This window comes from Vibrio sp. OPT46 (assembly GCF_015163535.1).
GTDB classification, from domain to species: Bacteria; Pseudomonadota; Gammaproteobacteria; order Enterobacterales; family Vibrionaceae; genus Vibrio; species Vibrio alginolyticus.
This window is the reverse complement of record NZ_JADDYG010000165.1, coordinates 4,871-28,550: the sequence shown is the minus strand read 5'-3', so window position 1 is coordinate 28,550 and position 23,680 is coordinate 4,871. Positions and strand designations below refer to the sequence as shown.

Here is a 23,680-nt window from a genome sequence, read left to right as displayed (position 1 = left end):
GCATAGTAAAAATGCCACGCGTTGAGAATCACTCTTAAACAGTTTGTTATGCCTATGCTAACCACCTAGAAAATCAAGTATTTTTTGTCCAGTACCTAGACCTCGTTTGTAAAACTCAGTGTGACCGCAACTACTGCATGATAAGAAATAAAAACGGTGTTTGTTGTAATTGAAAAATGTACTCCAAAATCCACCACTGGCTCTTAACTCACCAACCTCATATGACTCTGAACCACATTTATCACAGCAGTATTCGAACTTCGATTTCACTTTGTCATTCCCTAGCAGGTGGTTTGCCATCTGCTTGTTTGCAAGCTCTTTGCCTAAAGACCCGCACTTTTCACACTTCAATGATGAGTGCTCATTGCTATGCCCGCACCCAAAGCACTCCCATTTACTATCCATACTTCCTCTTATAGGCATAACGCCCAATTAAGGTGTGAGCCACGCCACCACAAAACTTAATATGGACGCCATAAACACTGAACTAAACCCAAACCAAAAATGCCAAACGTGGGGAATCACTCTTAAATTGTTTGTTAGGCAATTATAACCCATTGTACCTCATTGTTTTAAAATAGAGCTTCCCTTTATCGGTTTCCCAACAGTCAATGTGATACCCTGATTTTATTGACTCAATATCCCCAACTTGATGGCGATCATTTAAGTTTGGCTCATATCCAATATCAGTGAGATATTTATACATAAGTTGCATTGCTTCTTGTGAAGTTCTTGCATTTTTAAAGAAAAACGCAGTCTTGATCGTTTTACCATCACCAACTGGAACTGCTTTTTTTACGGAAAAGATACTACTTAGCTTAGCTTTTGGAATAAAGCAAAGCTCTACGTAGTGCTCTAATTGCCAAGTCAATGTTGGATTTACAAGCTTCTTGAAGCCTAAATGTTCAATTACTGAACAAATAACGTTTAACATTTTTTCAATGTTTTTATCTTCTAGTTTTTTCGACCCAATGATTCCCTTACCAAGGTCACCTGATGAAACCAAAAGGTTGCCACCATAATTTGGATGTACAAACTCACACAGATAAGCATACACTTTAGGAGCATCATTAACTTCATTACTTAGTGATTTAATGGCTTCATTAATATGGATTGCTTTTGCTCCGTCATCTGCGTAGGCTTTGCCTTGTCCGGAGTATGTTCTATGCAGTGTTTTTTCACACTTTTCGATAATTGTATTTATCTTTTCTAAAGAGCCCTGATCTTTTAAGTTATTGAGCATATCATTAATTGAAGACATACAATGATGATACACTGCCATTTGCTCCATTATGGCTCTTGTATTATTTGCCAAAGTAAGAGGATTCTTTGTTTCAATGCTACTTAAAACACCTTTAGCTAAAAGGTAAATCTTGTAATCAAAAAGCTCTATTAAATAGAACGCATCTTTTGATATTTTATATAATCTTTTAGATATTACATTTAATGGTGGAGTAAGATTTTTAAACTTTTTTTCTAATTGATTAGAATGCTCTCCAAATCTCCTGTCATGATCTCTCAGGCTATCATTACTACCTATATCTTCGATATAACTCTTTAATAGGGTTTCTGTTTTTTCAATTATATTCATCTTACATACTTAAATTTAAGTGCCTAACGCCGCGTTAAGTGGTGAGCAACGCTACCACCTTACCTAACTCATTGTGCCGTAATCACTAAAGCTGAAGCAAACCGAAAATGCCAAGCGTTGGGAATCCGTCTTAAACGCTTTGTTATGCAGATCATTCATCGGTATATTTAGGATCTAAAACTGCTTTGCAGAAACACTCGATGTTCATGAGTTTTTTCTCAAGGTTGCTAGTTGGTTTAAAACTAACCCATTGAAGTTTAACTTGAGAACCATTGAGAAGTTCCAACGCTTCTTCTCCAGATAACGATTTTGATTTGGCAAATTTACCCAGGTAAGTGTTTTCCTGAGATGGTTGAAAATGCTGTTTCAGCCTTTGGTACAGGTCCCAATTGCCACCTTTGCCTACTCCAGCTTTACCAATATACAGTGATCTTATGCCTTTGCCGGATTCCTCGTAGAAATGATAAACCCCTGCAGAACCTTGCAACTCTTTCGAGTATAACTTTGGTGACCACTCGTTATACATTATTGATTTTGCGCTAATTAAGTTATTAAGAACTTTACTAAGTGATTTTATTCTTTCATCAATGTTCATCTCAAAACACCAATGTCGTCCTTGCTGCATAACGCCTTGTTAAGGTGTGAGGCACTCAATACCTAAGCTTCCGCATACCACCTTAACCACTAGAACTAACGCATAGTAAAAATGCCACGCGTGCCGAATCACTCTTGAACAATTTGTTATGCGCGTTCTCCACGATTGAACGCAACTACAGTAGCGCGTAATTTAGTCAGCTTAAACTCTGTAAGTAACACTGTAACAAAAGACAATATAGAAACGGAGATAAGTGCAATATTTATCAAAGCATTACCACTAAACTCATAAATACCTGACAGACCAATAAATAGCAAAAGACAGGCAATTATCGATAGAATCGAATCATTAGTTTTCACTTTATACTCATCAGCAGGTATATCTTTTATTATCGAAACCGGATTTGAAAGCCCGTCAAGCCGAACTGCAATTTTTCCTTTTTTAATTTTGACTTTTAGGCCAGAACTTCTTAACGAATTAGCTAAATCTTCCATGATTGATTATCTCCATTTCTGCGAGCGCATAACGCCGCATTAAGGTGTGAGCTGCGCTCGGCTATACTTGAGCGAAGCGAAAATGCCGAGCGTTGCGAATCACTCTTAAATGCTTTGTTAGCCGAATATTTTTCGCCTGACTAAACTGTTTGTTTTGCAAGAATCATAGTATGAAGCAAGCTGATAGGATTTATCTGTAGGTGACGGTGCAAAAAAACTGATAGGCTCTTTAAGAGATATAATGAAGCACAAAAACTCTACAGCACCAATAGTTTTGTAAAAGTTCATTGGTACACCATAATCAGAATCTTTGAATGAGCCATGTAAAATTCCATGCCTATTAGTTTTATCTTCAAAAGCATACTTAGTAGAGCTAATATAAAAATTATTCTTTAAATAGTGCTCAAATGCTTCTAAAGCGGGAACTATTTCACTTACCATGCCAAGTTCATTACTTATAACATGTTCTCTACATTTTTTGGCTAGATCGGAAAACAAAACTCTTGTACCTTTTGTTACCATCCTCTTGCCATTCCAAAATTTCCGCTCAACTCCCCACTCATCTACTAACTTATTACCAACTCCCTCAACCACTGGCATTAAAGTCGTCACCGCCGCATAGTTTAGCCCCAAAAAATGAGCTTCAATGGATCCAGCAATAATATCCTTATACTCGCAAATATAAGGCACAGCAGGATAGCGCTCAGTAACCATAGCAGCTTGATTAAGGCTGGAATACAGCTCTTCGAGAAATGGTTCAATATTTGGCTTTTCAGTACTTTCGATTTCTTTTGCGATAGTACTGATATAGCCCATTGTAGAGTTAGAGGGTATAAACCAGCCAACACTTGTAAATAGGTCTCTATAAAATTCCACTGAACTCTCCAAATTCGGCTAAAGCCGCATTAAGGTGTGAGTGGCGCTTGGCTAAACTTGAGCGAAGCGAAACTGCCAAGCGTTGCGAATCACTCTTAAATGCTTTGTTAGGTTTGTGTCACTAGCTCCCACGAATGACACCTTTGATTTTCCACCAAACTTTGCCCCCTAACTATTCTTGCCCCACTCTGCAAACTTATCCATGCAGGGAAAGCAAAAGTAGCACCAGAAATACTAACAAGTATTAAAAGGTCTGTAGGCGTAAAGTCATACCAATGATTCAAAACAAATGGGCTCGCGACTAAAAAAGCAAACACAACGTACCACACGAGATACCAAATGATTAAAATAAGCCTTTTTCTTTTCGATTGATACTTAGGCTTAAATCGTAGATGCGTGTTTCCCCTAGATTCTATTTTCTCTAAGTATCCGCGAGCAAGAACATAATCCTTTAAACATTTAACTGGATTTTTTAATGTTAGAATGTACTCGATTTCTTCTACGGAAATATCCGGAGAACCTACCAACGCTTGATAACCCTTTTCTTTCACATAGGGATGTAATTCCTCTGTACTAATATCACTCAGCAACTCTTTAGCAAACCTGTATTCTTCTCTTAGCTTTGTTCGTTTACCACTAGCTACGTCGTATAGAAACTTGCTCAAAACGACAAAAGCAGATAGTGCTGCAGGGATTTTCAGCCAATCCGATATATCCATAAAGTCTCCAGAAAACCTAACGCCCTGTTAAGGTGTGAGCAACGCAATACCGATGCCTCCGCATACCACCTTAAACACTAAACGCAACGCATAGTAAAAATGCCAAGCGTTGCGAATCACTCTTAAACAGATTGTTATGTAGCTATTCGCCATTACCCAAATCAAAAAGGTTTATACCACCAGAACTATCTAGACTGGTATTCGTCACTTTACTATTAGGTTCTACATTTACTTCTGCATATAGTAAGTAGCTTTCAAATGATGGGACTTCAGATACGTTAAATAGGATCTTTCCAACAGACTTTTGAAAATCCAACAAGTCGCCTAGATCTTCATGTAGTTCCAAAGCCAACTCTTTACTGTATGGCAGCAACATGCCATAAGAAACTGACTTATAGAATCGGTCATTGCTGCGATTAATCTGGTTCAATACCCAACTAATCTCATGAAACGAATAGGTGTTCTTTTTCCCAAATTTAGCACACAGCTTAGGAGCTACATCTTTAGCCACTGACTGAACATAAGCCTTTTTATTCATAAACTTAAGCATATCTATCCTCCTTGCTACATAACGCCCTGTTAAGGGGTGAGCAACGCAATACCGAAGCCGCCGAAAACCACCTTAATCACTAAATTCAACGCATAGTAAAAATGCCACGCGTTGCGAATCCCTCTTAAACAGTTTGTTAGCTTGTTAAGCGTTTAAGTTGTTCATTTATATCACGAACCCATTCCCGCTGCTTTTCTTTTGAACGAGGTAACGGGTGGTAGAAAAGACCTTTTTTACTCTTGTTTCCAGCTATTCGATACGCATCAAACTTAGAGACTGCTCGGGATGTTAGAAAACGTAGTTTGTAATTAACCCCACTAGCAAAAACAACTGAGGATGTCTTACATTTTTCTAAAATCTGATCCAGTTCTTCGCTCCTATTCTCGGAGAAGATCGAGTGCCTGTCGCCAAACGAGCCAAATGAAAGCCCCTTTAACTTTCTTGTAAACAGACTACTTTTCGATTCTCTTACATCTGATAAATTTATAACAATAGCAGTGCGAAAGTTGTTATCGGCCATGACCTTCATAATTTGAGATTGAGTATTATCTGGCTTTGTCAGCACACATGATTTTGAGAATATTGTGACTTTAACATTCTGGTCTTTTGGTTCAGAACTACCTGGGTTCATCATAACCATTAGTAAATCAATCTGGGTGTCATCCGAAATATCATCTAAGTCTGTAATTAGGAGCACATCCCGAAAATTTAGTTCACTAGATGAGTAGAAATGCCCATAACACTTATAATTCATATTACTATCACTAATAAAATTGATTCTAATTTTGACGCGAATAGCCTCAAATATTGACATCGCAAGCTAACGCCCTGTTAAGGGGTGAGCAACGCAATACCGAAGCCGCCGCATACCACCTAAAACACTAAAACCAACGCATAGTGAAAATGCCACGCGTTGCGAATCCCTCTTGAACAGTTTGTTACATGATTGTCACTATTTAATCCCAAAGCCAATCAAACACTTTCTTAACGCCGTACCCAACACCAACAGCAATAGCGACAGGCGCAGCAGCTGAGGCAAGAGACCCAGTAGCAACAGCGGCGACAACACCAGTGGCAGCTGAACCTCCTACTGTACTAGCGGCTGTTACACCAGCTACAGTTCCTGCTGTTGTAGACACAGCTGTCTTCGCAACTGCAGAAGTTAAAGCTACCTCCGCTGTCTTGGTTGCGGTCATTCTAGTTGCTTGCTGTGCCACTACTGAAGCTGTAGTTTCTACAGCTTTTCTTTTCATGTATTCATGTCCTGCTGCCCCAGCTACTGAAACAACATTATTTACTTGCGAGCTAGATTTAAAACCATTAAAACACCAGTTAACAAAATGCTCGCAATTATTAAAAACTAAGTTGTAACTATCTTCTCCGAGCTTTTCGTAAGCTCTCTGAACCCTTTCTTCTGCAGTATAAACTGGAACCAAATGAGTTTTAATACTCACATTATGTCCTTGTGAGAATTCGCTAAGCGTCGTGATTTCAATACTACCTTTATCCAAAAACTCTGAAAAACCCGAATAGTGAATAACCATACCGTCTCCGATATATAAGCCATGATGGGTGTAGCCCAACCGGGGTGAAACTAAATGATCGCCTTCATTCATAACTATATCCTTAAGTTTTGTAGCACTCTTTAAACGCTAGCTCAGATATTAAAAAGCATGTAACGCCCAATTAAGGTGTGAGTAACGCAACACCGAAGCTACAGTATTGCACCCTAAACACATGACTCAACGCATAGTAAAACCGCCAAGCGTTACGAATCACTCTTAAATTGTTTGTTATATTCGGAACCTACGAAGAAACTCCATTACACCAGTTAACAACAACGTAATTTCAAGTGAATTTGTGCTAATCCATGAAACTGAAGCTACAAGCGTTTCCAAAGACGTCCAAATCAGAGTCATTTTTCCTTTATATGGTACCAACTGGTGTGCTTCATGTTTATTTAACCGATAAAGAACTTCAGTTACTTCTGCAACTCGCCAAGAACCAGAAGGTATACAGTCTTTATCCGCAATAATAATGAACTTATACGTACCTAAGTATTTATAGAACAACATTTCAGCAATCGATTTCTCGATTACTTTTGTCATTAACGTAGCAGGAATAAACTTACTCAAACCTCCAACCATACCATTGTCGGATTCACCAGCCTTACCCAAGGAAATAGGTCCTGATTTTGACAACTCAATAGAGTTTGTATCGGTCAATAATTCTACAATCTGGATGCCAAAAAACATTTCAATAATCAGAAACTTGAGGTTGGCGATAACCCCTAACTTTTTGTCCCATAGAGAGAATATAGAAATATACTCAGATTTATCTTTGGGTTTAAAATCAAAATTGCTCAAATTTTCTCCTTAGAATATAACGCCCTGTTAAGGTGTGAGCAACGCAATACCGAAGCCGCCGCATACCACCTTAACCACTAAACCTAACGCATAGTAAAAATGCCACGCGTTGCGAATCACTCTTAAACAGTTTGTTATATTTTAGTGCTCGATACCTTTTAGTAACCGAATTTCAGCGATAACATTGTCTTTTGAACTACGATAAGCACTTGCTAGCTCTGTTGGTATAGATTGATTAATTTCCGAACTCATCACGTTCCGCCCAATCATAATAACCTCAAGCACCTTTTGATCTAATGTATCAGGGAACTTAATCTTATTTTTATGATAAAAACGCTTTAGTTGATCTAAGTTGTCTTGAAGTTCATTCCAAAGTCGTCGATCAAGAAAACTCTTATTAATAGTTCCTTCAACATGCAAGATGTGTATATAGAGTTCATCTAAAACTTCATGCTCTATATGTGTCGGGGCTGGAAACTTATCAGAATTTTCATCCTTAGTGGGGTACAAGGAAAGAATCAAACCACCAACACCACCAATTAAAACAATTGCTGGTTCATAACCGCCCTCTTTCCACAACCAGACTGCACTCAATATAGTTGTAGCTGATGAAAAAATTAACGCTAATTGTTTCTTCATAGCCCCTCAAAAAATATAACGCCTTGTTAAGGGGTGAGCAACGCAATACTGATGCCACTGCATACCACCTTAACCACAAAACCTAACGCATAGTAAAAATGCCACGCGTTGCGAATCCCTCTTGAACAATTTGTTAGCTAAAAATTGCCGTCACAGCTAAATGAATACCTGTGTATGATTTGTAAACAGCTAAACAAGCCATCAAAGATGGAAAGATTAAATCAAAGCCATATAGGCTTACTAAGCGAATAAAAAACCTAGTGTTGAGAATACTTGTTTTATTGACTCGTTTGAGCCATTGATTGATAAATGGCTCAGCATCTTTGCGGAAGCTATCGATACCATCTTTAGTTCCTTGTATTAGCTGTGTTGCCCTACCAATAGCTTCACTATTGTATATTTGGTCTTGCATTCTACTGTCTGGAGATAGATTACTTAAGTCGCGTACAGAATAGTCAATATGCTCAATCGTAACTGAAAAGTGCCGTTCGATAGCTTCGACAAGCTCTTGATGCCCAGATATTAATGTTTTTTCTCGATCAAACTTCCATGCGAGTATGTCTATGGTGGCGTAAAGAATAAAAACAACAAAGTAGTAGATAACAATAATTGCACCAATCCCCTTAACTAACTCACTTTCTATTGCTTCAGTTTCCGCTTTGAGACCAAGAAACCCTGTGACTTTTAGATTTAAAATTGAGATTAGTAAACACATCACAGATGCAATCATTAAATTTCTGCGTGATTTTCTGGTCGTTTCAGTAAGAGGATCTGAAAACAATACTTTTTCGATCTCATTCTCTTCTAGCTTTTTATATAGCTTAGGACGATCAATTGACAATATATCTACCCCTTTTAGCTAACGCCTTGTTAAGGTGTGAGGCGCGCAATACCGAAGCTTCCGCATACCACCTTAACCACTAAAACCAACGCATAGTAAAAATGCCACGCGTGCCGAATCACTCTTGAACAATTTGTTATGTACGTGCTAAAGGTACACCACTGACTCCACATTGTTGCCCTCAGGGTCAATCAAAAACGCAGCGTAGTAGTTTGGAGCATAGTTTTTTCGTAAACCAGGCTTACCGTTGCATTTACCACCTAAAGATAACCCCGCTTGATGAAACGCAGAAACTTGTAATTTGTTTGATGCAGAAAAAGCAATATGGCACTTAGAATTACTGACGCCTTTTTCAATTAGAAACCTTACATTTGGCTCGCTCGAAAGCCCAAAGCCAGCAGCATTTTCATCTGACCACTTGAGTTCAATACCCAATGGCTCTAGCACATTCTTGTAAAACACACGACATTCTTCGAATGCAACTACCTTAATTTCAAAATGATCTATCACTCTCGATCCTTTAGAGTTGGTTACAATTTTCCTTAAAGTACATAACGCCCTGTTAAGGGGTGAGCAACGCAATACCGATGCCGCCGTATACCACCTTAAACACTGAACACAACGCATAGTAAAAATGCCACGCGTTGCGAATCCCTCTTAAACAGTTTGTTATAACCACATATTCTCACGGACTTCATAGTGGCTAACATGACGATCTGGATTCAATTTGTACTTTTCATCCTCTGGATACAATTTAGCGACACTGATATTTTCACCAGCAAATGCTTTGATACATTCGAGATCTTCCCAATAGGTCAACAAAGTGATTTCAGCATTATCGCCTAAATCTCGATTTAGGATTTGAGCACCGAGGAAACCCGGTGTACTAGATGTATCTTTGATTCCTGTCTCATACAGGTATGCAATAAACCCTTCTTCATGCTCTTTAGGGCAAGTAGCTTTCCATTCTCTTGCTATCATAAATACTCCATTTTATGTCGTGGTTATAACGCCGCGTTAAGTGGTGAGCAACGCAGACCACCGACCTAAAACATTGTGCCGTACACACTAAAGCCAAAGCAAACGAAAAATGCCACGCGTTGCGAATCCGTCTTTAACGCTTTGTTAGCTTATTACTTTCCGAGCATTCCAAACTAAAACAACCACTTATTTTGACATTAAACGTGAAGTCGAGATTATAAACATAGCCGAGAACTTCAGGCGATGAACTTAGTATTAACTTGAGCTTTGACAAAACCGCCGAGCGTGGAGACTCACGGAACTTCACCCACCAAGGCTCGTATTGGATTTGCTACTTTCAAGTGCAAAACTTTGCCATAAATGAAACAGAGGCGGAGCTGAAATTACCACCAACAAAACAAGACCAAGTAACGTTACGACCACACACGGTAAAAATACCGCTAAAAAAATGTTACTTACTACTGCTGATACAGCCAAAATATTTGCCCATCAGTTAGCTCATTTTGACGATATGCCCTACCTAACATCAGCTATATTTGTTTGATTTTTCAGACTGTAAGCTAACGCTCTGTTAAGGGGTGAGCAACGCAATACCAAAGCCGCCGCAAACCACCTTAAACACTAAAATCAACGCATAGTAAAAATGCCACGCGTTGCGAATCCCTCTTGAACAGTTTGTTATGTGCGTTGCTCAAATTCATACTCTGTAAGACACCATTGCTTTGGGCTTGACCAACTGATTTCTTTGAATGATGTTCTTAGGTCACCGCTCAATAAAAGTTGCTTCATAAAATGGCTAGGTGAAATATAAGCTTTATCATCGTAAGCAAACACAAAACCCTGCTTATTGAGCTCAAGCATCGTCTGTTTGGTTTCCTTTGATTGAATCCCACCATTGAGAGCAAGCTCATCAATACGACCGCCTGTATCACCATCTCGACTGCTATTGCTTAACTTTATTGAGGTATTATCTATGGCAGCAACGTGCGCCGGAGGGACTTCTCCTGATTGACCAAACTCAACTTTGTAAGGAGGCTGTTTTATCATTTGATCTCCAAGCACATAACGCCCTGTTAAGGTGTGAGCAACGCAATACCGAAGCCCCCGCATACCACCTTAATCACTAAATTCAACGCATAGCAAAAATGCCACGCGTTGCGAATCACTCTTGAACAGTTTGTTATGTGCGTGATTGAAACCTACTCTACACTTGGCTCCGGTAAAACTGGTGGTGTACTGTCCATATAAGTTAAAAAGTTTTCCCATAACTCGTGCGTTCTTTGCTTAGTTAACTTAGTTTTGCACGATATCGCCATAACTCCACGAATAGTTCCATCACGCCATTGCGTATAAACCGAATCACAGTGAGAGGACATATATGCTTGCCAATCCTGTTGAGCAAGCTTAATTGCTGCGATCAGTTCTGGGTCATGAGAGTTGTGCTCAAAGCTAGTGTTTAGATATTTGTCTAATTTAACTTGTGCTGACTCTAGTTCAATAGCAGTACATTGGTTTATCTCGATTGTGGTCATCGCATTATTACAGTCAATGGACTCTTCTTCAGCAAGAGCACCAAATGAAAGACTAGCTAATATGATGATTAGACACTTATTCATCGTTTTCTCCTAAAGCACATAACGCCCTGTTAAGGGGTGAGCAACGCAATACCGATGCCGCCGCATACCACCTTAATCACCAAAAACTCAACGCATAGTAAAAATGCCACGCGTTGCGAATCCCTCTTGAACAGTTTGTTAGCTGACAATTTCAACGAGTGCATCTATCCATTGCTCTGGCTTCGCTACAATAAACTCATAACACGTATTGTTGGCTAGTTTTATGCGAAATGCATCCGTAGTGATTGGAATTACACCACCACCTTTGCCCAAGCACTTAGCTACGGCAGCAATGTCTTGGCGCTTTAATTGATATGGACCAAAACCCAACTTTTCGTTGTACGGAGTAAAAATTAAATCCGACTCCGTTAGTTCCAATTTCCCATCGGCTTTAGTCGCACCGACTTGAATTGTAGCTGTTGAAGACTTAATTACTTTATCAGACATAACGTACCCTCTTCCTTGATTTACTTTTGTCTGCTAACGCCGCATTAAGGGGTGAACAACGCCACCACCTAACCTAAACCATTGTGCCGTAAACACTAAAGCCAATTCAAACCAAAACTGCCAAGCGTTGTGAATCCCTCTTGAATGCTTTGTTAGTTGCCAAACCTAAAGCTTTGATTTGAAGTTAATTACCGCTTTGCCAACACTAGCTTTACGTGTTTTGGAAAACTCAAATCAGGCGCAGTTTCTAAGCGCCTGTCACTGAAACCACTTGGAACAAACAGCGCCGTAGAGAACGGGCTCACAACACCAAAAAGCTCATTTGAAAAGACAATATCACAGAGCTGACTCTCAACAAGCGAATCGGCTTCTGAAACGGCAAACCAAACTAGGAAAAGATCGAAGCTCAATTTCCGCGAACCAAGAACCCGAAGTTCGAAGTGCAAAATAGAGCAAAGCACACGAACGATTAGACCTAAACACTCTGTTTTAGCTGCGTTTTCCTCGTTGGCAACTAACGCCCTGTTAAGGTGTGAGCAACGCAATACCGATGCCGCCGCATACCACCTTAAACACTAAACACAACGCATAGTGAAAATGCTACGCGTTGCGAATCACTCTTAAACAGTTTGTTAGTTCTTTGACCCACTGAGTGCCTGAGGTTTATAGCCTAGTGAATCCAAATCAACACCTTGCTCTAAAAGGAGTTTTTCAAACAATGGTAATAGTGGTCCAAGGTTTTCATTTAACGTGTCACGAACCGTATCAACAACTACTTGGGTACCACGCTCGATTTCTATATTGATAAAGTCACCACTGGCTTTTGATTCGAAAACAGTCATTCTACGAGTCTCAGGAATAAGCCAAACTTCAAACCAACCTTCATGCTTATTTACGTCAGCTACAGTCAAGCTCGCTCCATTTAGAGCTATATAACCTTTAGGGAAAACGTATCTTTTCCAAGCATCAGGGAGTGCTAAGCGAACACAATAGTTATCCTCAATTTGTTTTACGTCGACGATAGCTACATTAAAGTCCACATGACCAGATAGCGGGTGACCGCCAATTTCTGCCCCATCTTTTGCGGCTCTCTCAGCGTTAACTAATTGGGATGAGCAATACTTACTCAGAGTTGTGATCAAGAGGCTTTGCAGCATTACGTCGAACTTAACACGAACATCTGACTGTATTTCAGTGACTGTCAGACACACACCGTCAATAGCAATACTTGCCCCAATTTCTAGATCAGTACAAAACCCTTTAGGGAAGTCGATAACAAAAGTTCTAATCCCTCTTTGATCTGTCACATCAACAATTTCGGCTACCGCCTGAACTATGCCTGTAAACATACTTACTCCACTGATATTAAAACAACTTTAAGAACTAACGCCTTGCTAAGGTGTGAAGTACGCAATGACCAAGCCGCCGCATGGCACTTCAACACCAAAAGCACCGCATACTAAAAATGCCACGCGTGCTGAATCACGCTTAAGCAATTTGTTAGGTGCGTAACCACAGCTGATAAAAGTCAGTTTCATCGTGCTTTGGATTCTTACGCACAAACTCCCAATTATGGCGCTTGTAAAAAGTAAGAGCCCTAGTGTTAGTTCGACTTACTGAAAGTACTGCACGCTTACAACCTGCTCTAAACAAGACATTTGCGATGTAATCCTGCAACTTAGGAGCTAGCCCTAAGCCACGGAAATTTGATTTTAAATAAATCAGATGCACATAACCAGTTTCAGGCTCTGGTGAAAAACTGCGAAACTCCAACTGTCCTGCGAACTGACCAGAAACAAAAATATGAATGTAGAACCACTCTGGAGTCACCAAACGCTCAATAACTCGCTCGCGATAACCACTAATGAAATCATCGAATCCGTCGTAATGACCGAAACTACAAAAGTATGCATCTTTTCTAGCATCAACACATAAGTCTAAATCATCGATACTTATTTGCCGAAAAGCGATTTCCATATCTACCTTTTCCCTCTAGCACCTAACGCCCTGTTAAGGTGTGAGCAAGGTAATACCGATGCTACCGCATACCACGTTAAACACTAAAACCAACGCATAGTAAAAATGCCACGCGTTGCGAATCACTCTTAAACAGATTGTTATGTACCGCCTCAAAACAAGGCACTTTCAATTTGGAGCCATTGCTCCATAAAAGAGATAAAGTCCCTTTGAGGTATGAACTTCTGTGCCGCTGTATTATTTTTTAAAAATACTTCCTCCAAAGCCCACACATAGTGGTCGGCGTAAACAGCCCACGCCTTTGCTCCATCGTTAAGCTCTAATCGGGATAGAGGCTTGACAGACAGATAGCCTTTTAATAAAGCTAATGACCTATGAAGCTCCAAATCGAACATATACATGCATGCTCTCGCCAACTCATAACCAGGAGGCATGTTTTGCACTAAATCCCAGTCGATCACATCGCTTACTGTGCAATTAGAATCAAAAAAGACATTGAAATGATGAAAGTCGCCGTGGATTAGTTGCCTGCTTGTTAACGGGGTATATGAGTGCGTAGCTTCTGAGCTAGCTAGATAATCACGCTGTTGTTTTACTCTTCGTAGCACCGAGTTATTCATATCAAATTCACTATTTGTTTCAATAGCTGCGACTATTTTTTGTAGTCTATCGACCCAAGCACTTTTATCCCAAGAAAGCTCAATTGTTGGAAAGTCGTTTCCAACCTCGGAAGCGAGTTGAACATGCAGGTCAGCAAGGGCTTTTCCCAACTGAAAAGCATGAAACGCAGACAGAGCACTTTTTTCGATTAACGTTCCTTTTGCTTCAGGAAATAGAGCATAAAACTCATCACCTATTTTACAAAAGGAGTGGTGATCGCGCGTCAAAACAGGAGCAATTATAGTATTCAAATTTTGCGATAACTTTCTCAGCAGCTCATGCTCTAACTTGATCTTAGCAACATTGCGAACACTATATTTTCTAAGATAATAAGTCTCTGAGGATTGGATACGAAAAACATGATTCGTCGCACCAGCTGATTGACGTTTTATACTAGCGCCAGCACCAATCTGACTCCAGTTTTCACCAACCTTACGAACAAAATCACTCATAATTCCAGATACCCCTTAGGTACATAACGCCCAATTAAGGGGTGAGTAACGCAACACTGATGCCGCTGCAAACCACCTTAATCACTAAAATTAACGCATAGTAAAAATGCCACGCGTTACGAATCCCTCTTGAATTGTTTGTTAGTACGCTGCCCGCAAAGCCTTTGGTACATACCAATACATTGAAATATAGCACGAAGCTGTTGGCTTAAAACCATGAAGCTAAACGGAAAACTGCCAAACTGAAAACTAACTTCAAGACGTAAGTTGGCTAGAAGAAAAACATGCTTCACTGCCCTTTTCACTGTTTTCAAATTAGCAAAGAATACGGGCTTCAAACTTGAACAGCTGCGACAAAGAAACGCTTGTTTTTCCGAAAATTTCTCAGCGCCAAAGAAACCACGCCAGAGAAATAGCCCGAAAGTTAGAAACCGTAAACGATAAACCCAAAGCGAAAACTTCACATCTAGTGCCACCGGAGCGAACCTGAAAGGCACATTTGATCAGATGTAAAGCGAGGAAAAGAAACCAATAAAAACAGAAACTTTTAGCCTTTGATGCCAACCCAGTACTAACGCCCTGTTAAGGTGTGAGCAACGCAATACTGATGCCGCCGTATACCACCTTAAACACTAAAAGCAACGCATAGTAAAAATGCCACGCGTTGCGAATCACTCTTAAACAGTTTGTTATGTGTTTTTTCTCACTACTGTCTGGTGAAGTATGCGGCGATTAATTTTTTGTTTCCACGCGACCTGCTTTTCGGAAAGGCTACGTTTGCGTTTTGTTTGCATCAAAAATCGATACTCGTTTTCGTAGATGTAACCTAATTTATAAGCATGGATAATTAAGTCTTCATTGGCGTTTGCATTCACGTCTTTAGCTATACGTTTGAGACCTGCAAATAAGTTACCTGTATCAATACCGATAAACCTGTTTACGCACACATTTCCTACGTGAGTTTTATTCCCATTTAATTGATTTTCAATGTAGCAAAGCTCTTTTATCGGCTGACCACAAGGGCAACTATCAAAGTCTTCTTGAATCTCGACACCAACAAGCAACCATTCATTTTTGGCGTGATGAAACTCACTTGAGTTCGATAAAGGTAAAATATGCTCTTTTAGCCGTTCAAAGTTATGTTCCATACTTCAATCTCCAAAAACACATAACGCCCAATTAAGGGGTGAACAACGCTACCACCCAACCTAGAACATTGTGCCATAAACACTAAATTTTAAGTAAAAGCAAAAGTGCCAAGCGTTGTGAATCCCTCTTAAATTGCTTGTTAGTTGCCGACCTATTTAAAGCTGTTCATCTCGCGACGACTTACCGGCATACGAGCATCAGCGGTTCTCAGCTGGCGTTTAAAGCCACGGTTCCCACGCACGACCTCATTGCCATTCTTATCCACCGTTTTAAGTGTATCGACAAGTATATTTTTGTATGTACCTTTAATCTCATATTCGAATGAAACTAAATCGGTTTTAAACACCCATTGTTGTGAACCAAGGGCAAGAAAGCTGTAACTTTCACCGTCAACAACTAAATAATGTGCATGTAGAGCATTCGTATTCCCCCCGCGGCTAGGCGGACGACTTTTCTCTTTGAGGTACTTACTATAGTTTTCTATTTTCTTATTTGTAATTTTATTCATTTAAGCCTCTATTTCCTCGTAGGCAACTAACGCCCTGTTAAGGTGTGAGCAACGCAATACCGATGCCGCCGCACACCACCTTAATCACTTAAACCAACGCATAGTAAAAATGCCACGCGTTGCGAATCACTCTTAAACAGTTTGTTAGTCGCGAGGCACCGAGCGACAATTTTAAGCCAAACTAAACTTTGCGAACAACAAACTTTATGTGCTTTGATGCACTTAAGTCAGGCGTAGTCTCAAAGCGGCTATTCAATGAAACCACTTGGAACAAACAACGCCGCAGAAAACGGACTAACAACACCCAAAAGCGCGTTTGGAAAGCCAATCTCACAGTGCGGACTTTCAACAAAGTCACTGAAACCACGTGGAACTTACAACACCAGAGAAAACGTCATTTCAGCGAGTAAATCGGCTTTTGTACCCAACAAACTCACCGAGCGGATTTGCAACCAAAAATAGACTCTCGATTGCCCTGCTCTGTCAGCACCAAAGAACAAAACAACCGCTTGGACACTTGCAAAACTTTGGACTTTAAACAGCTGAAACTGAGTTTTGACCATCGACGATTAATCTGTATACCAAACAAACAGCTGCCAAATTTTGAGCTAAGAAACATGATTTTGATTGCTAGCTTTTTCTGGCGACTAACGCCGCGTTAAGTAGTGAGCAACGCTACCACTAGACCTAACTATACCACCGTAAACACTAAAGCCGACTAAAACCAAAAATGCCACGCGTTGCGAATCTGACTTAAACGCTTTGTTATGTGCCGGATTTACGTCGGCCTAATCTTCAAATAACTCCAAGTTCTCGTTCACGTATTCCATGATTTGGTCGTAGAAGAACTCATCAATTTTACCTGCTACGGCAAAGCAAAGTAGATAAGACGATACAAAGTGAAACTTGTACTGTTTTTTCGAGTTAGGGTCGAGTGACCAGTCTGTTTTAACTTGCTCATCAATTTCGTTATTCATCATTTCAAACAGAGCATCATCGTTCATATGATTTCGTTTAGAGTAAAAAACTGATGCGAGCTGATACATATTTTCCTTCGGAATTTCTCCAGAAGCAATCGCATATAGAGCTTCACTCAACGCTTCACTCGCTTCTATCAACCACTTTTCCATCGAATATTTCTCCGTTTCCGAACTGGCACATAACGCCCTGTTAAGGGGTGAGCAACGCAATACGAAAGCTGCCGCATACCACCTTAAACACTGAAACCAACGCATAGTGAAAATGCCACGCGTTGCGAATCCCTCTTGAACAGTTTGTTATGTGCGTGCTTACGTTATGCACCAAACTGTTTTATACGCTTAGCGCCAATAAAAAACTGATACTTACTTTGTTGAAGTAAGTCTAAATGGCGCTCAAACATGGGTACGCCATTGGATAAAGAAAGGTGGTAGACAAGTCCATTACCGACATACACCCCAACGTGTGCTCCGTATGAGTCAGTAGAGTCGTTGTACATCATGATATCTAGCGGCTTAACTCAGTGACCACTTCACTAAACTCTGAGTCACCCCACAGTTCACTAGAACGGTAGTTAGGTGGATTTAGACCGAAGTCTTTAAGCAGGTTATAAGCAAAGACCTGACAGTTAGCTCCAAGCGTTAAGTCTGAATCATCTTTACAACCTGGAATACGGGATGAAACGTATCTTACATTTTTGAATCTGTCGGGAATATCCATTTCCATTTTCTCCCAAAGCACATAACGCCTTGTTAAGGGGTGAAGCACGCAACACCGATGCTACCGCATACCACCTTAATCACTAAAACTAACGCATAGTAAAAATGCCACGCGTGCTGAATCCCTCTTGAACAATTTGTTATACGCGTTCTAGCGGTTGTACTTAACCTTGTTCAAAACTTCTTTTAGTTCATGCGTTTTCTCAAGGTTTACACCGTGAATATTGGCTAAAGCACAAACATAATACAAGACGTCATATAACTCTTCTGCGATTGAACCTTTAAGTTCATCTAGCGTTGGTTGCCCACTTTTACCTTTGCGAATAGATTCCGATAATTCGCCAACTTCTTCGATTAGTTTTAAAAAATAGTGTCCAGATTGCTCCGGCGCATAATCGAATTCTTTTATATGACTTTGTAACTCAGATAACTTCATAACGTCCTTTTTGTATCATTTTCCATAAAGCGTATAACGCCCAGTTAAGGGGTGAAGCACGCAATAACCAAGCCTCTGCATAGCACTTCAACACCAAAAACCTCCGCATATCAAAAATGCCACGCGTGCTGAATCCCTCTTGAACTGTTTGTTAGCTTAAATTAGTAGCACCACGCTACACCACCCCAAAACAGAATATTCAGAGTCCAAACCATAATGCTTTGAACTGGAAGCATATGGAAAACTAACTGGGGACATGCCTTAAGCTCACTTAGAGAGAACAGCATTTGAGGCTGAAAATCCCAACTCGTCGCTAAGCAAAGACCTCTTTTGAATCTAGGATGATTCACCAAATATTCTGCATAGGGTGAATAAATTGTCCATAAGCCCAAAAAGCCAAATAACTCGATTGCAGAAATCACTTCCAAACTAAAGGGCAATAGTGAAGGTCCGCCAATGAGTAAAATCGCCGCAAATACCCATTTTTTGTTTCTCATTACACATCCTTGTTAATGATTTAAGCTAACGCCCTGTTAAGGTGTGAGCAACGCAATGCCAAGGCCGCCGCATACCACCTTAAACACTAAGCGCAACGCATAGTAAAAATGCCACGCGTTGCGAATCACTCTTAAACAGTTTGTTATGTAAATTTCTGAAATTAAACGATATATAAACCACAGTTTTCGTCAAACTGAAAATGTGTATTAGGTTTTGAAACTTCTTTCGCTTTATTGATACAGCGATTTATTCGGTTAGTTAATTGAGTTTCGCTGACATTCCTTACAAGTGATACTGAAAAAGAGAAGTCGTAGTCAGGGCTAGTAAAACTGTAATGCCTCGCAGATAAATCTGATTCTTCAAACTTTTGTTCAAGTTGAGCATCCAATAGCTCAATTATTTTCGCTTTAATTTCTGATAATTCCATCTCAATTCTCCTTATTCTCATGATTTACATAACGCCCTGTTAAGGGGTGAGCAACGCAATACCAAAGCCGCCGCATACCACCTTAATCACTTAAACCAACGCATAGTGAAAATGCCACGCGTTGCGAATCCCTCTTGAACAGTTTGTTATGTACGTAGCTCAAAATGAATATCTGAGCTCTCAAACTCTATGGTCCCAAAGCTACCAACAACCTTGAAACATGATTGGTTCTTTTCGAAGTATTCTATGTTTCCATAGTCTTTTGAGCCATCAGGATCTAGGGTCGGTTGTATATCACTTTGATTCAAGAGCCCAGTAATACTCGAAACATCGTTAAACAGAAGAGAGCCCAAGCGATAGCAAGTATACTCAGCTACCTTTGGAGTTTTATAGTATTCAGACTCAGGCCAGATGCTGAACTCTAGTTCAATTTCCAAAGTTTGATCGCAGTAGTTCCACCCCAAAACAAATGAATCTTGAAGGTCTACGCCTACGAGAAAATCCATATTCCTCTCCAAGTACATAACGCCGCGTTAAGTGGTGAGCAACGCTACCACCTTACCTAAACCATTGTGCCGTAATCACTAAAGCTGAATCAAACCGAAAATGCCAAGCGTTGGGAATCCGTCTTAAACGCTTTGTTAGGCATGTTTTCAGTATATTCTGCTTCTTATATAAGCTGAAAAATCTTCTACGGTAGAACAGTTTTAAAGTATTTCATCTAGCTCATTTACGTGAATTGCACAATACTTCAGCCAATTTGAGGATGGGTACAGATTACGTACCTCTTTGAGATTTTTGAGAGTTCTTTGCGGATTGTAGTCTTTGAAATAATGAACAACTAAGAAAATGTTCTGCTCTTTTTGAGGGTTTACCAGACCATTAAGAAGAACATACTGACCAACGAGTAGCTTAGCCATGTTCGCTGAGTCTATTTCAATTAAAATGGTTGTACCATCTTCTAACTTAATAGATTGGTCTACTGATATGGAAACTTTATCAGCTCCCTTTTGGTTATTGTCGAAGTTCTGTTTACCACTCAATTTCCCAAAACCAAATGCGCTTTCAAATTTTTCAATAAAGAACTTTTCATTCTTACCAGCTGACATATGACCTCCGGATGCCTAACGCCCTGTTAAGGTGTGAGCAACGCAATACCGAAGCCACCGCATACCACCTTAAACACTAAAACCAAAGCATAGTAAAAATGCCACGCGTTGCGAATCACTCTTAAACAGTTTGTTATAGCGCTTTGCCGTTTACAAGTGACCAATGATGAGGCATTAATTCTCGTATAGTCTTGAAAACCAATGCATTCCCTGAAGTCGTAATTGCTGCTTTGACATCCCCACCCCAATGGACGAGGCGCTCTTGGCAAACTCCGCATGGTGACAAAATTAGAAATTCATCGTTCTCGCTCTCACGACACAGGCATAATGAGTGGGTCACTCGCTCATTGAGTTTGTGAGCCTCTAAATACGCTCCCACCTCCATGCATAGTGAAAGAGCATCGTTTTTAGTATCAGGAGCAATGCTTGTTAATATTTTTCCTGACTCTGTTCTAACAGCCGCAGCTCCACCCCAACCAAAAGGATATCGCATATTTACTAGTTCTATTGCTGCTTGATAGAGCTCTTTTTCGATATTATCCATGACCATCCATATTCAATTTTATCGTGCGCTATAACGCCTTGTTAAGGTGTGAGGCACGCAATACTGAGGCCTCCGCATACCACCTTAATCACTAAACCTAACGCATAGTAAAAATGCCACGCGTGCCGAATCACTCTTGAACAATTTGTTAGCTTTCTAGCCAACGAAGTACGTTGAATCATTTTCTGCAAACAAACAATCCAACGGGTAAGGCAGCTCAAGCCTTGGCATATTACCTTTTGAAAACCATTTAAGGCATACCGTTTCATCATCGAGTGCGGATTGAGAACAACTTTCTACTACACATTTGAACATGAGAACTGTGTATTCAACTTGATCACCATTTGGGTATGTAAAACCAAAACCCTCACCGCCGAATACACCAAGTAGGCGATCTACTTTTACAGCCAAACCTGTTTCCTCGCGAACTTCCCTGAGCAATGCTTGCACTGGCGACTCTTGAGGTTCAATCATTCCGGCAGGAAGGCTCCATGCGCCATCTGATTTTTGCTGAAGTAGTAGCTCTTTGTTTTCATTTAAAATGACACCCGCAACGCCGGGGATAAGAAGTGGCATCGTTCCAATCTTAGAACGAACCTCTTTGATATAGTCACTTGCGCTCAATTTTCCTCCTTGAAAGCTAACGCCCTGTTAAGGTGTGAGCAATGCAATAACGAAGCTCCCGCATACTACCTTAAACACTAAACGCAACGCATAGTAAAAATGCCACGCGTTGCGAATCACTCTTAAACAGATTGTTAAGTTTTTTTATACTCGATGAACCTTTCAACACCAAATACGCTATTCAACTTATTTTGACTTATATCCATATTACTCAAACACTGATTGATAGTGCCAAACACTCTGAACTGCTTGTAGCTTTTTTTATACTCAAAATGCTCTAAAACGTGGTGAATAAATGCCTTTGCACCACCTGTCCCAGGACTTACAATTGCACTTGATAATTCAGTGGATGATACCTTTCTACGTAACAGATTTGGGGTTTTGAACTCTCCTTTGCACAACAAATCCCACTTACTGTTCCAATCAGAAACTATATCGTTTCGCTCACCAAACGTTGTTGCCTCCTGAATAGAAGCCGTGTAGCTTTCTCGTAGTTTACGAAAATCGACAAATTCATCACGCAAAGTTATCAGCGTTGATAGCCCGCATTCTATCTGATTTGTTCTATCAATAAACAAACTAAGCAAAGGTGGCATTTTACTCAACTGAGCTATAAATGGCTCAGTTTCATATTGCATTAACGCAATAAACTTGGCTTCATGGGCCTTCGCATATTGGTAGTACTTGTTAATAACTATTTCAGTTAATTTCTCTCTACTTGTATCAAAGACTTCAATTGCCTCTAGAGACAATGGCATCAGAGGAATTGCAGCATTGTTTTTGCCCATTTCATTAATCAATCCCCACTGCCAAAGTCTCAGTTGAGTCATAAAACCAGAACTAAACAATTCTGGGTGTAAAATAGCTTCTTCGCCAAAAGAAGGTTGGTGCTGAACAAACCACGACTTATCCTCATTACATAACTCATCAAACGAACGCTCATAAAGCCCTATATCGATTGAGACATGATTTTTCATATCGTCAGAGTGTTCTAGAGTCGAAGGATCAACGAACTCAAATATAGAGCTATTAGAATCTAGCGCTTTTAGCTCTGCTTTGTCCTTATATCTATATGGGAGGTAGACCTTGTCATATAAGACATATGCGTCAATGAAATTTTCTATTCTTGTAATGTACTCACTTGACATTACATCGACTAAACGTTGATTCAAACATAGAAACGCATCAACACTCCAAGAGGAAATTACCGCTGATTTCATATACTGTTTACTCATAAATCGATAGTAACTACTAGTCTATTGAACTAGACCGACAAGTTTCAACTCCATGCAGTTAAAGACTTATGATTACGCTCACAAGAAAGAAACTTAACGCCGCATTAAGGTGTGAGCGGCGCTTGGCTATACTTGAGCGAAGCGAAAGCGCCAAGCGTTGCGAATCACTCTTAAATGCTTTGTTATGCGAATTTTAGATTGGGTTTCTTGAAATTATTCCAGCAATTCCCAGTTGCATAATCTTGACCTGTTCATCATCAAATTGTTCTGAATGCCCATGAGCCGCACTATTTCGGATACCTAAATAGTTAGTGACTTCTTTACTGTCATTTTTATTAAAAATATCGTTTTGGGTGAGCTCTTGTGCAAGCCTAGAAGCTTTCTTATTTGAAATGTCACCATTAGACTTTGTCGCATACAAATCGATATCGTTTTTTTCGCACAATTTCCTGATATGCGACTCCAAAACACAACCTGCAAGTACTGCAGCAGGAATTTTGAATCCCTTTTCTAATAAATGTTCAGACTCTTCAAGCATACAGTTAAAAACTTCGGCATTAGCAAGTCCTTGAGCTGTCCAATACCAAACCTCCTCAAGTTCAACTTTCATTGCTTCTAATAAGGCTATCTTCAGTTTGACTGGTTCTTC

Annotated in this window: 33 protein-coding genes and 2 pseudogenes; 1 reads left to right on the top strand and 34 read right to left on the bottom strand. The window is 40.0% G+C overall.

What is annotated here, in order from left to right; genetic code table 11:
• Positions 1-57: 57 nt before the first annotated feature.
• From IQR33_RS07735 to IQR33_RS07545, 22 genes are all read right to left on the bottom strand, one after another.
• Positions 58-405, bottom strand: a complete 348-nt coding sequence (locus IQR33_RS07735; RefSeq protein ID WP_005448158.1) for a zinc ribbon domain-containing protein — start codon at positions 403-405, stop codon at positions 58-60.
• A 142-nt stretch (positions 406-547) separates the two neighbouring features.
• On the bottom strand, positions 548-1,591 hold the full coding sequence (locus IQR33_RS07730) for a hypothetical protein (RefSeq protein ID WP_193837320.1): 1,044 nt from the start codon (positions 1,589-1,591) through the stop codon (positions 548-550).
• A 151-nt stretch (positions 1,592-1,742) separates the two neighbouring features.
• Positions 1,743-2,186, bottom strand: a complete 444-nt coding sequence (locus IQR33_RS07725; RefSeq protein WP_017635413.1) for a hypothetical protein — start codon at positions 2,184-2,186, stop codon at positions 1,743-1,745.
• A 146-nt stretch (positions 2,187-2,332) separates the two neighbouring features.
• Positions 2,333-2,680: a hypothetical protein gene (locus tag IQR33_RS07715; RefSeq protein ID WP_031780756.1), complete on the bottom strand. Its 348-nt coding sequence runs from the start codon at positions 2,678-2,680 to the stop codon at positions 2,333-2,335.
• A gap of 117 nt (positions 2,681-2,797) precedes the next feature.
• A complete protein-coding gene (locus IQR33_RS07710) occupies positions 2,798-3,556 on the bottom strand; it encodes a hypothetical protein (RefSeq protein WP_193837318.1) in 759 nt (252 codons plus the stop codon).
• A gap of 107 nt (positions 3,557-3,663) precedes the next feature.
• Positions 3,664-4,275 (bottom strand): hypothetical protein, encoded by a 612-nt coding sequence (locus IQR33_RS07705; RefSeq protein WP_193837317.1) that lies wholly within the window; start codon positions 4,273-4,275, stop codon positions 3,664-3,666.
• A gap of 142 nt (positions 4,276-4,417) precedes the next feature.
• Entirely contained in the window at positions 4,418-4,825 is a 408-nt protein-coding gene (locus IQR33_RS07695) for a hypothetical protein (RefSeq protein ID WP_176225793.1), read from the bottom strand.
• Between the two features lie 136 nt (positions 4,826-4,961).
• A complete protein-coding gene (locus tag IQR33_RS07685) occupies positions 4,962-5,639 on the bottom strand; it encodes a DUF1643 domain-containing protein (protein ID WP_193837316.1) in 678 nt (225 codons plus the stop codon).
• A gap of 142 nt (positions 5,640-5,781) precedes the next feature.
• Positions 5,782-6,441 (bottom strand): lecithin retinol acyltransferase family protein, encoded by a 660-nt coding sequence (locus IQR33_RS07675; protein ID WP_017633721.1) that lies wholly within the window; start codon positions 6,439-6,441, stop codon positions 5,782-5,784.
• 177 nt (positions 6,442-6,618) lie between these two features.
• Complete coding sequence (locus IQR33_RS07665; RefSeq protein ID WP_193837314.1) at positions 6,619-7,191, bottom strand: hypothetical protein; 573 nt, start codon at positions 7,189-7,191, stop codon at positions 6,619-6,621.
• 141 nt (positions 7,192-7,332) lie between these two features.
• Positions 7,333-7,830 carry a hypothetical protein gene (locus IQR33_RS07655; RefSeq protein WP_115386084.1) on the bottom strand — a complete coding sequence of 166 codons (498 nt, stop codon included), beginning with the start codon at positions 7,828-7,830 and terminating at the stop codon, positions 7,333-7,335.
• A gap of 133 nt (positions 7,831-7,963) precedes the next feature.
• Complete coding sequence (locus tag IQR33_RS07645) at positions 7,964-8,671, bottom strand: hypothetical protein (protein WP_193837313.1); 708 nt, start codon at positions 8,669-8,671, stop codon at positions 7,964-7,966.
• A 147-nt stretch (positions 8,672-8,818) separates the two neighbouring features.
• On the bottom strand, positions 8,819-9,181 hold the full coding sequence (locus IQR33_RS07635; protein ID WP_193838022.1) for a VOC family protein: 363 nt from the start codon (positions 9,179-9,181) through the stop codon (positions 8,819-8,821).
• Between the two features lie 159 nt (positions 9,182-9,340).
• Positions 9,341-9,652, bottom strand: coding sequence for an antibiotic biosynthesis monooxygenase family protein (locus IQR33_RS07625; protein WP_053304462.1), 312 nt, complete (start codon positions 9,650-9,652; stop codon positions 9,341-9,343).
• A 678-nt stretch (positions 9,653-10,330) separates the two neighbouring features.
• On the bottom strand, positions 10,331-10,699 hold the full coding sequence (locus IQR33_RS07615; protein ID WP_193838050.1) for a hypothetical protein: 369 nt from the start codon (positions 10,697-10,699) through the stop codon (positions 10,331-10,333).
• A 152-nt stretch (positions 10,700-10,851) separates the two neighbouring features.
• On the bottom strand, positions 10,852-11,268 hold the full coding sequence (locus tag IQR33_RS07605; RefSeq protein WP_017821968.1) for a lysozyme inhibitor LprI family protein: 417 nt from the start codon (positions 11,266-11,268) through the stop codon (positions 10,852-10,854).
• Positions 11,269-11,406: 138 nt separating this feature from the next.
• Positions 11,407-11,715 (bottom strand): hypothetical protein, encoded by a 309-nt coding sequence (locus IQR33_RS07595; RefSeq protein WP_023585553.1) that lies wholly within the window; start codon positions 11,713-11,715, stop codon positions 11,407-11,409.
• A 632-nt stretch (positions 11,716-12,347) separates the two neighbouring features.
• Positions 12,348-13,064 (bottom strand): riboflavin synthase, encoded by a 717-nt coding sequence (locus IQR33_RS07585; RefSeq protein ID WP_023585735.1) that lies wholly within the window; start codon positions 13,062-13,064, stop codon positions 12,348-12,350.
• 151 nt (positions 13,065-13,215) lie between these two features.
• A complete protein-coding gene (locus tag IQR33_RS07575) occupies positions 13,216-13,692 on the bottom strand; it encodes a GNAT family N-acetyltransferase (protein ID WP_053306967.1) in 477 nt (158 codons plus the stop codon).
• Positions 13,693-13,844: 152 nt separating this feature from the next.
• The gene (locus IQR33_RS07565) at positions 13,845-14,804 is read right to left on the bottom strand and encodes a phosphotransferase (protein WP_193838051.1); all 960 of its coding nucleotides are present in this window, start codon (positions 14,802-14,804) and stop codon (positions 13,845-13,847) included.
• Between the two features lie 689 nt (positions 14,805-15,493).
• Positions 15,494-15,952 carry a hypothetical protein gene (locus IQR33_RS07550; protein ID WP_047482943.1) on the bottom strand — a complete coding sequence of 153 codons (459 nt, stop codon included), beginning with the start codon at positions 15,950-15,952 and terminating at the stop codon, positions 15,494-15,496.
• Positions 15,953-16,104: 152 nt separating this feature from the next.
• Positions 16,105-16,461 carry a hypothetical protein gene (locus IQR33_RS07545; protein WP_004418207.1) on the bottom strand — a complete coding sequence of 119 codons (357 nt, stop codon included), beginning with the start codon at positions 16,459-16,461 and terminating at the stop codon, positions 16,105-16,107.
• Positions 16,462-16,716: 255 nt separating this feature from the next.
• On the opposite strand from IQR33_RS07545, the pseudogene IQR33_RS35480 reads away from it, so the two are divergent.
• A pseudogene (locus IQR33_RS35480) lies at positions 16,717-16,999 on the top strand (hypothetical protein).
• A gap of 250 nt (positions 17,000-17,249) precedes the next feature.
• On the opposite strand, the gene IQR33_RS07540 reads toward IQR33_RS35480, so the two are convergent.
• From IQR33_RS07540 to IQR33_RS07460, 12 genes and pseudogenes are all read right to left on the bottom strand, one after another.
• A complete protein-coding gene (locus tag IQR33_RS07540; RefSeq protein ID WP_193838052.1) occupies positions 17,250-17,591 on the bottom strand; it encodes a hypothetical protein in 342 nt (113 codons plus the stop codon).
• Between the two features lie 164 nt (positions 17,592-17,755).
• Positions 17,756-17,941 carry a hypothetical protein gene (locus IQR33_RS32490; protein ID WP_228010167.1) on the bottom strand — a complete coding sequence of 62 codons (186 nt, stop codon included), beginning with the start codon at positions 17,939-17,941 and terminating at the stop codon, positions 17,756-17,758.
• A 5-nt stretch (positions 17,942-17,946) separates the two neighbouring features.
• Positions 17,947-18,159: a hypothetical protein gene (locus IQR33_RS32485; protein WP_228010168.1), complete on the bottom strand. Its 213-nt coding sequence runs from the start codon at positions 18,157-18,159 to the stop codon at positions 17,947-17,949.
• 150 nt (positions 18,160-18,309) lie between these two features.
• Positions 18,310-18,594 (bottom strand): MazG nucleotide pyrophosphohydrolase domain-containing protein, encoded by a 285-nt coding sequence (locus tag IQR33_RS07520; RefSeq protein WP_025794344.1) that lies wholly within the window; start codon positions 18,592-18,594, stop codon positions 18,310-18,312.
• A gap of 161 nt (positions 18,595-18,755) precedes the next feature.
• The gene (locus IQR33_RS07515) at positions 18,756-19,091 is read right to left on the bottom strand and encodes a hypothetical protein (RefSeq protein ID WP_193838053.1); all 336 of its coding nucleotides are present in this window, start codon (positions 19,089-19,091) and stop codon (positions 18,756-18,758) included.
• Between the two features lie 161 nt (positions 19,092-19,252).
• Positions 19,253-19,519 carry a hypothetical protein gene (locus tag IQR33_RS07505; RefSeq protein ID WP_054730732.1) on the bottom strand — a complete coding sequence of 89 codons (267 nt, stop codon included), beginning with the start codon at positions 19,517-19,519 and terminating at the stop codon, positions 19,253-19,255.
• Positions 19,520-19,665: 146 nt separating this feature from the next.
• The gene (locus tag IQR33_RS07500) at positions 19,666-20,025 is read right to left on the bottom strand and encodes a hypothetical protein (protein WP_193838054.1); all 360 of its coding nucleotides are present in this window, start codon (positions 20,023-20,025) and stop codon (positions 19,666-19,668) included.
• Positions 20,026-20,226: 201 nt separating this feature from the next.
• Complete coding sequence (locus tag IQR33_RS07495; RefSeq protein WP_193838055.1) at positions 20,227-20,628, bottom strand: hypothetical protein; 402 nt, start codon at positions 20,626-20,628, stop codon at positions 20,227-20,229.
• Positions 20,629-20,761: 133 nt separating this feature from the next.
• Positions 20,762-21,172 (bottom strand): cytidine deaminase, encoded by a 411-nt coding sequence (locus tag IQR33_RS07485; protein WP_193838056.1) that lies wholly within the window; start codon positions 21,170-21,172, stop codon positions 20,762-20,764.
• 156 nt (positions 21,173-21,328) lie between these two features.
• The gene (locus IQR33_RS07475; protein ID WP_193838057.1) at positions 21,329-21,796 is read right to left on the bottom strand and encodes an NUDIX domain-containing protein; all 468 of its coding nucleotides are present in this window, start codon (positions 21,794-21,796) and stop codon (positions 21,329-21,331) included.
• Between the two features lie 134 nt (positions 21,797-21,930).
• Complete coding sequence (locus IQR33_RS07465) at positions 21,931-23,016, bottom strand: hypothetical protein (protein ID WP_193838058.1); 1,086 nt, start codon at positions 23,014-23,016, stop codon at positions 21,931-21,933.
• A gap of 208 nt (positions 23,017-23,224) precedes the next feature.
• Positions 23,225-23,680: pseudogene (locus tag IQR33_RS07460) on the bottom strand (hypothetical protein); the annotation flags it as partial.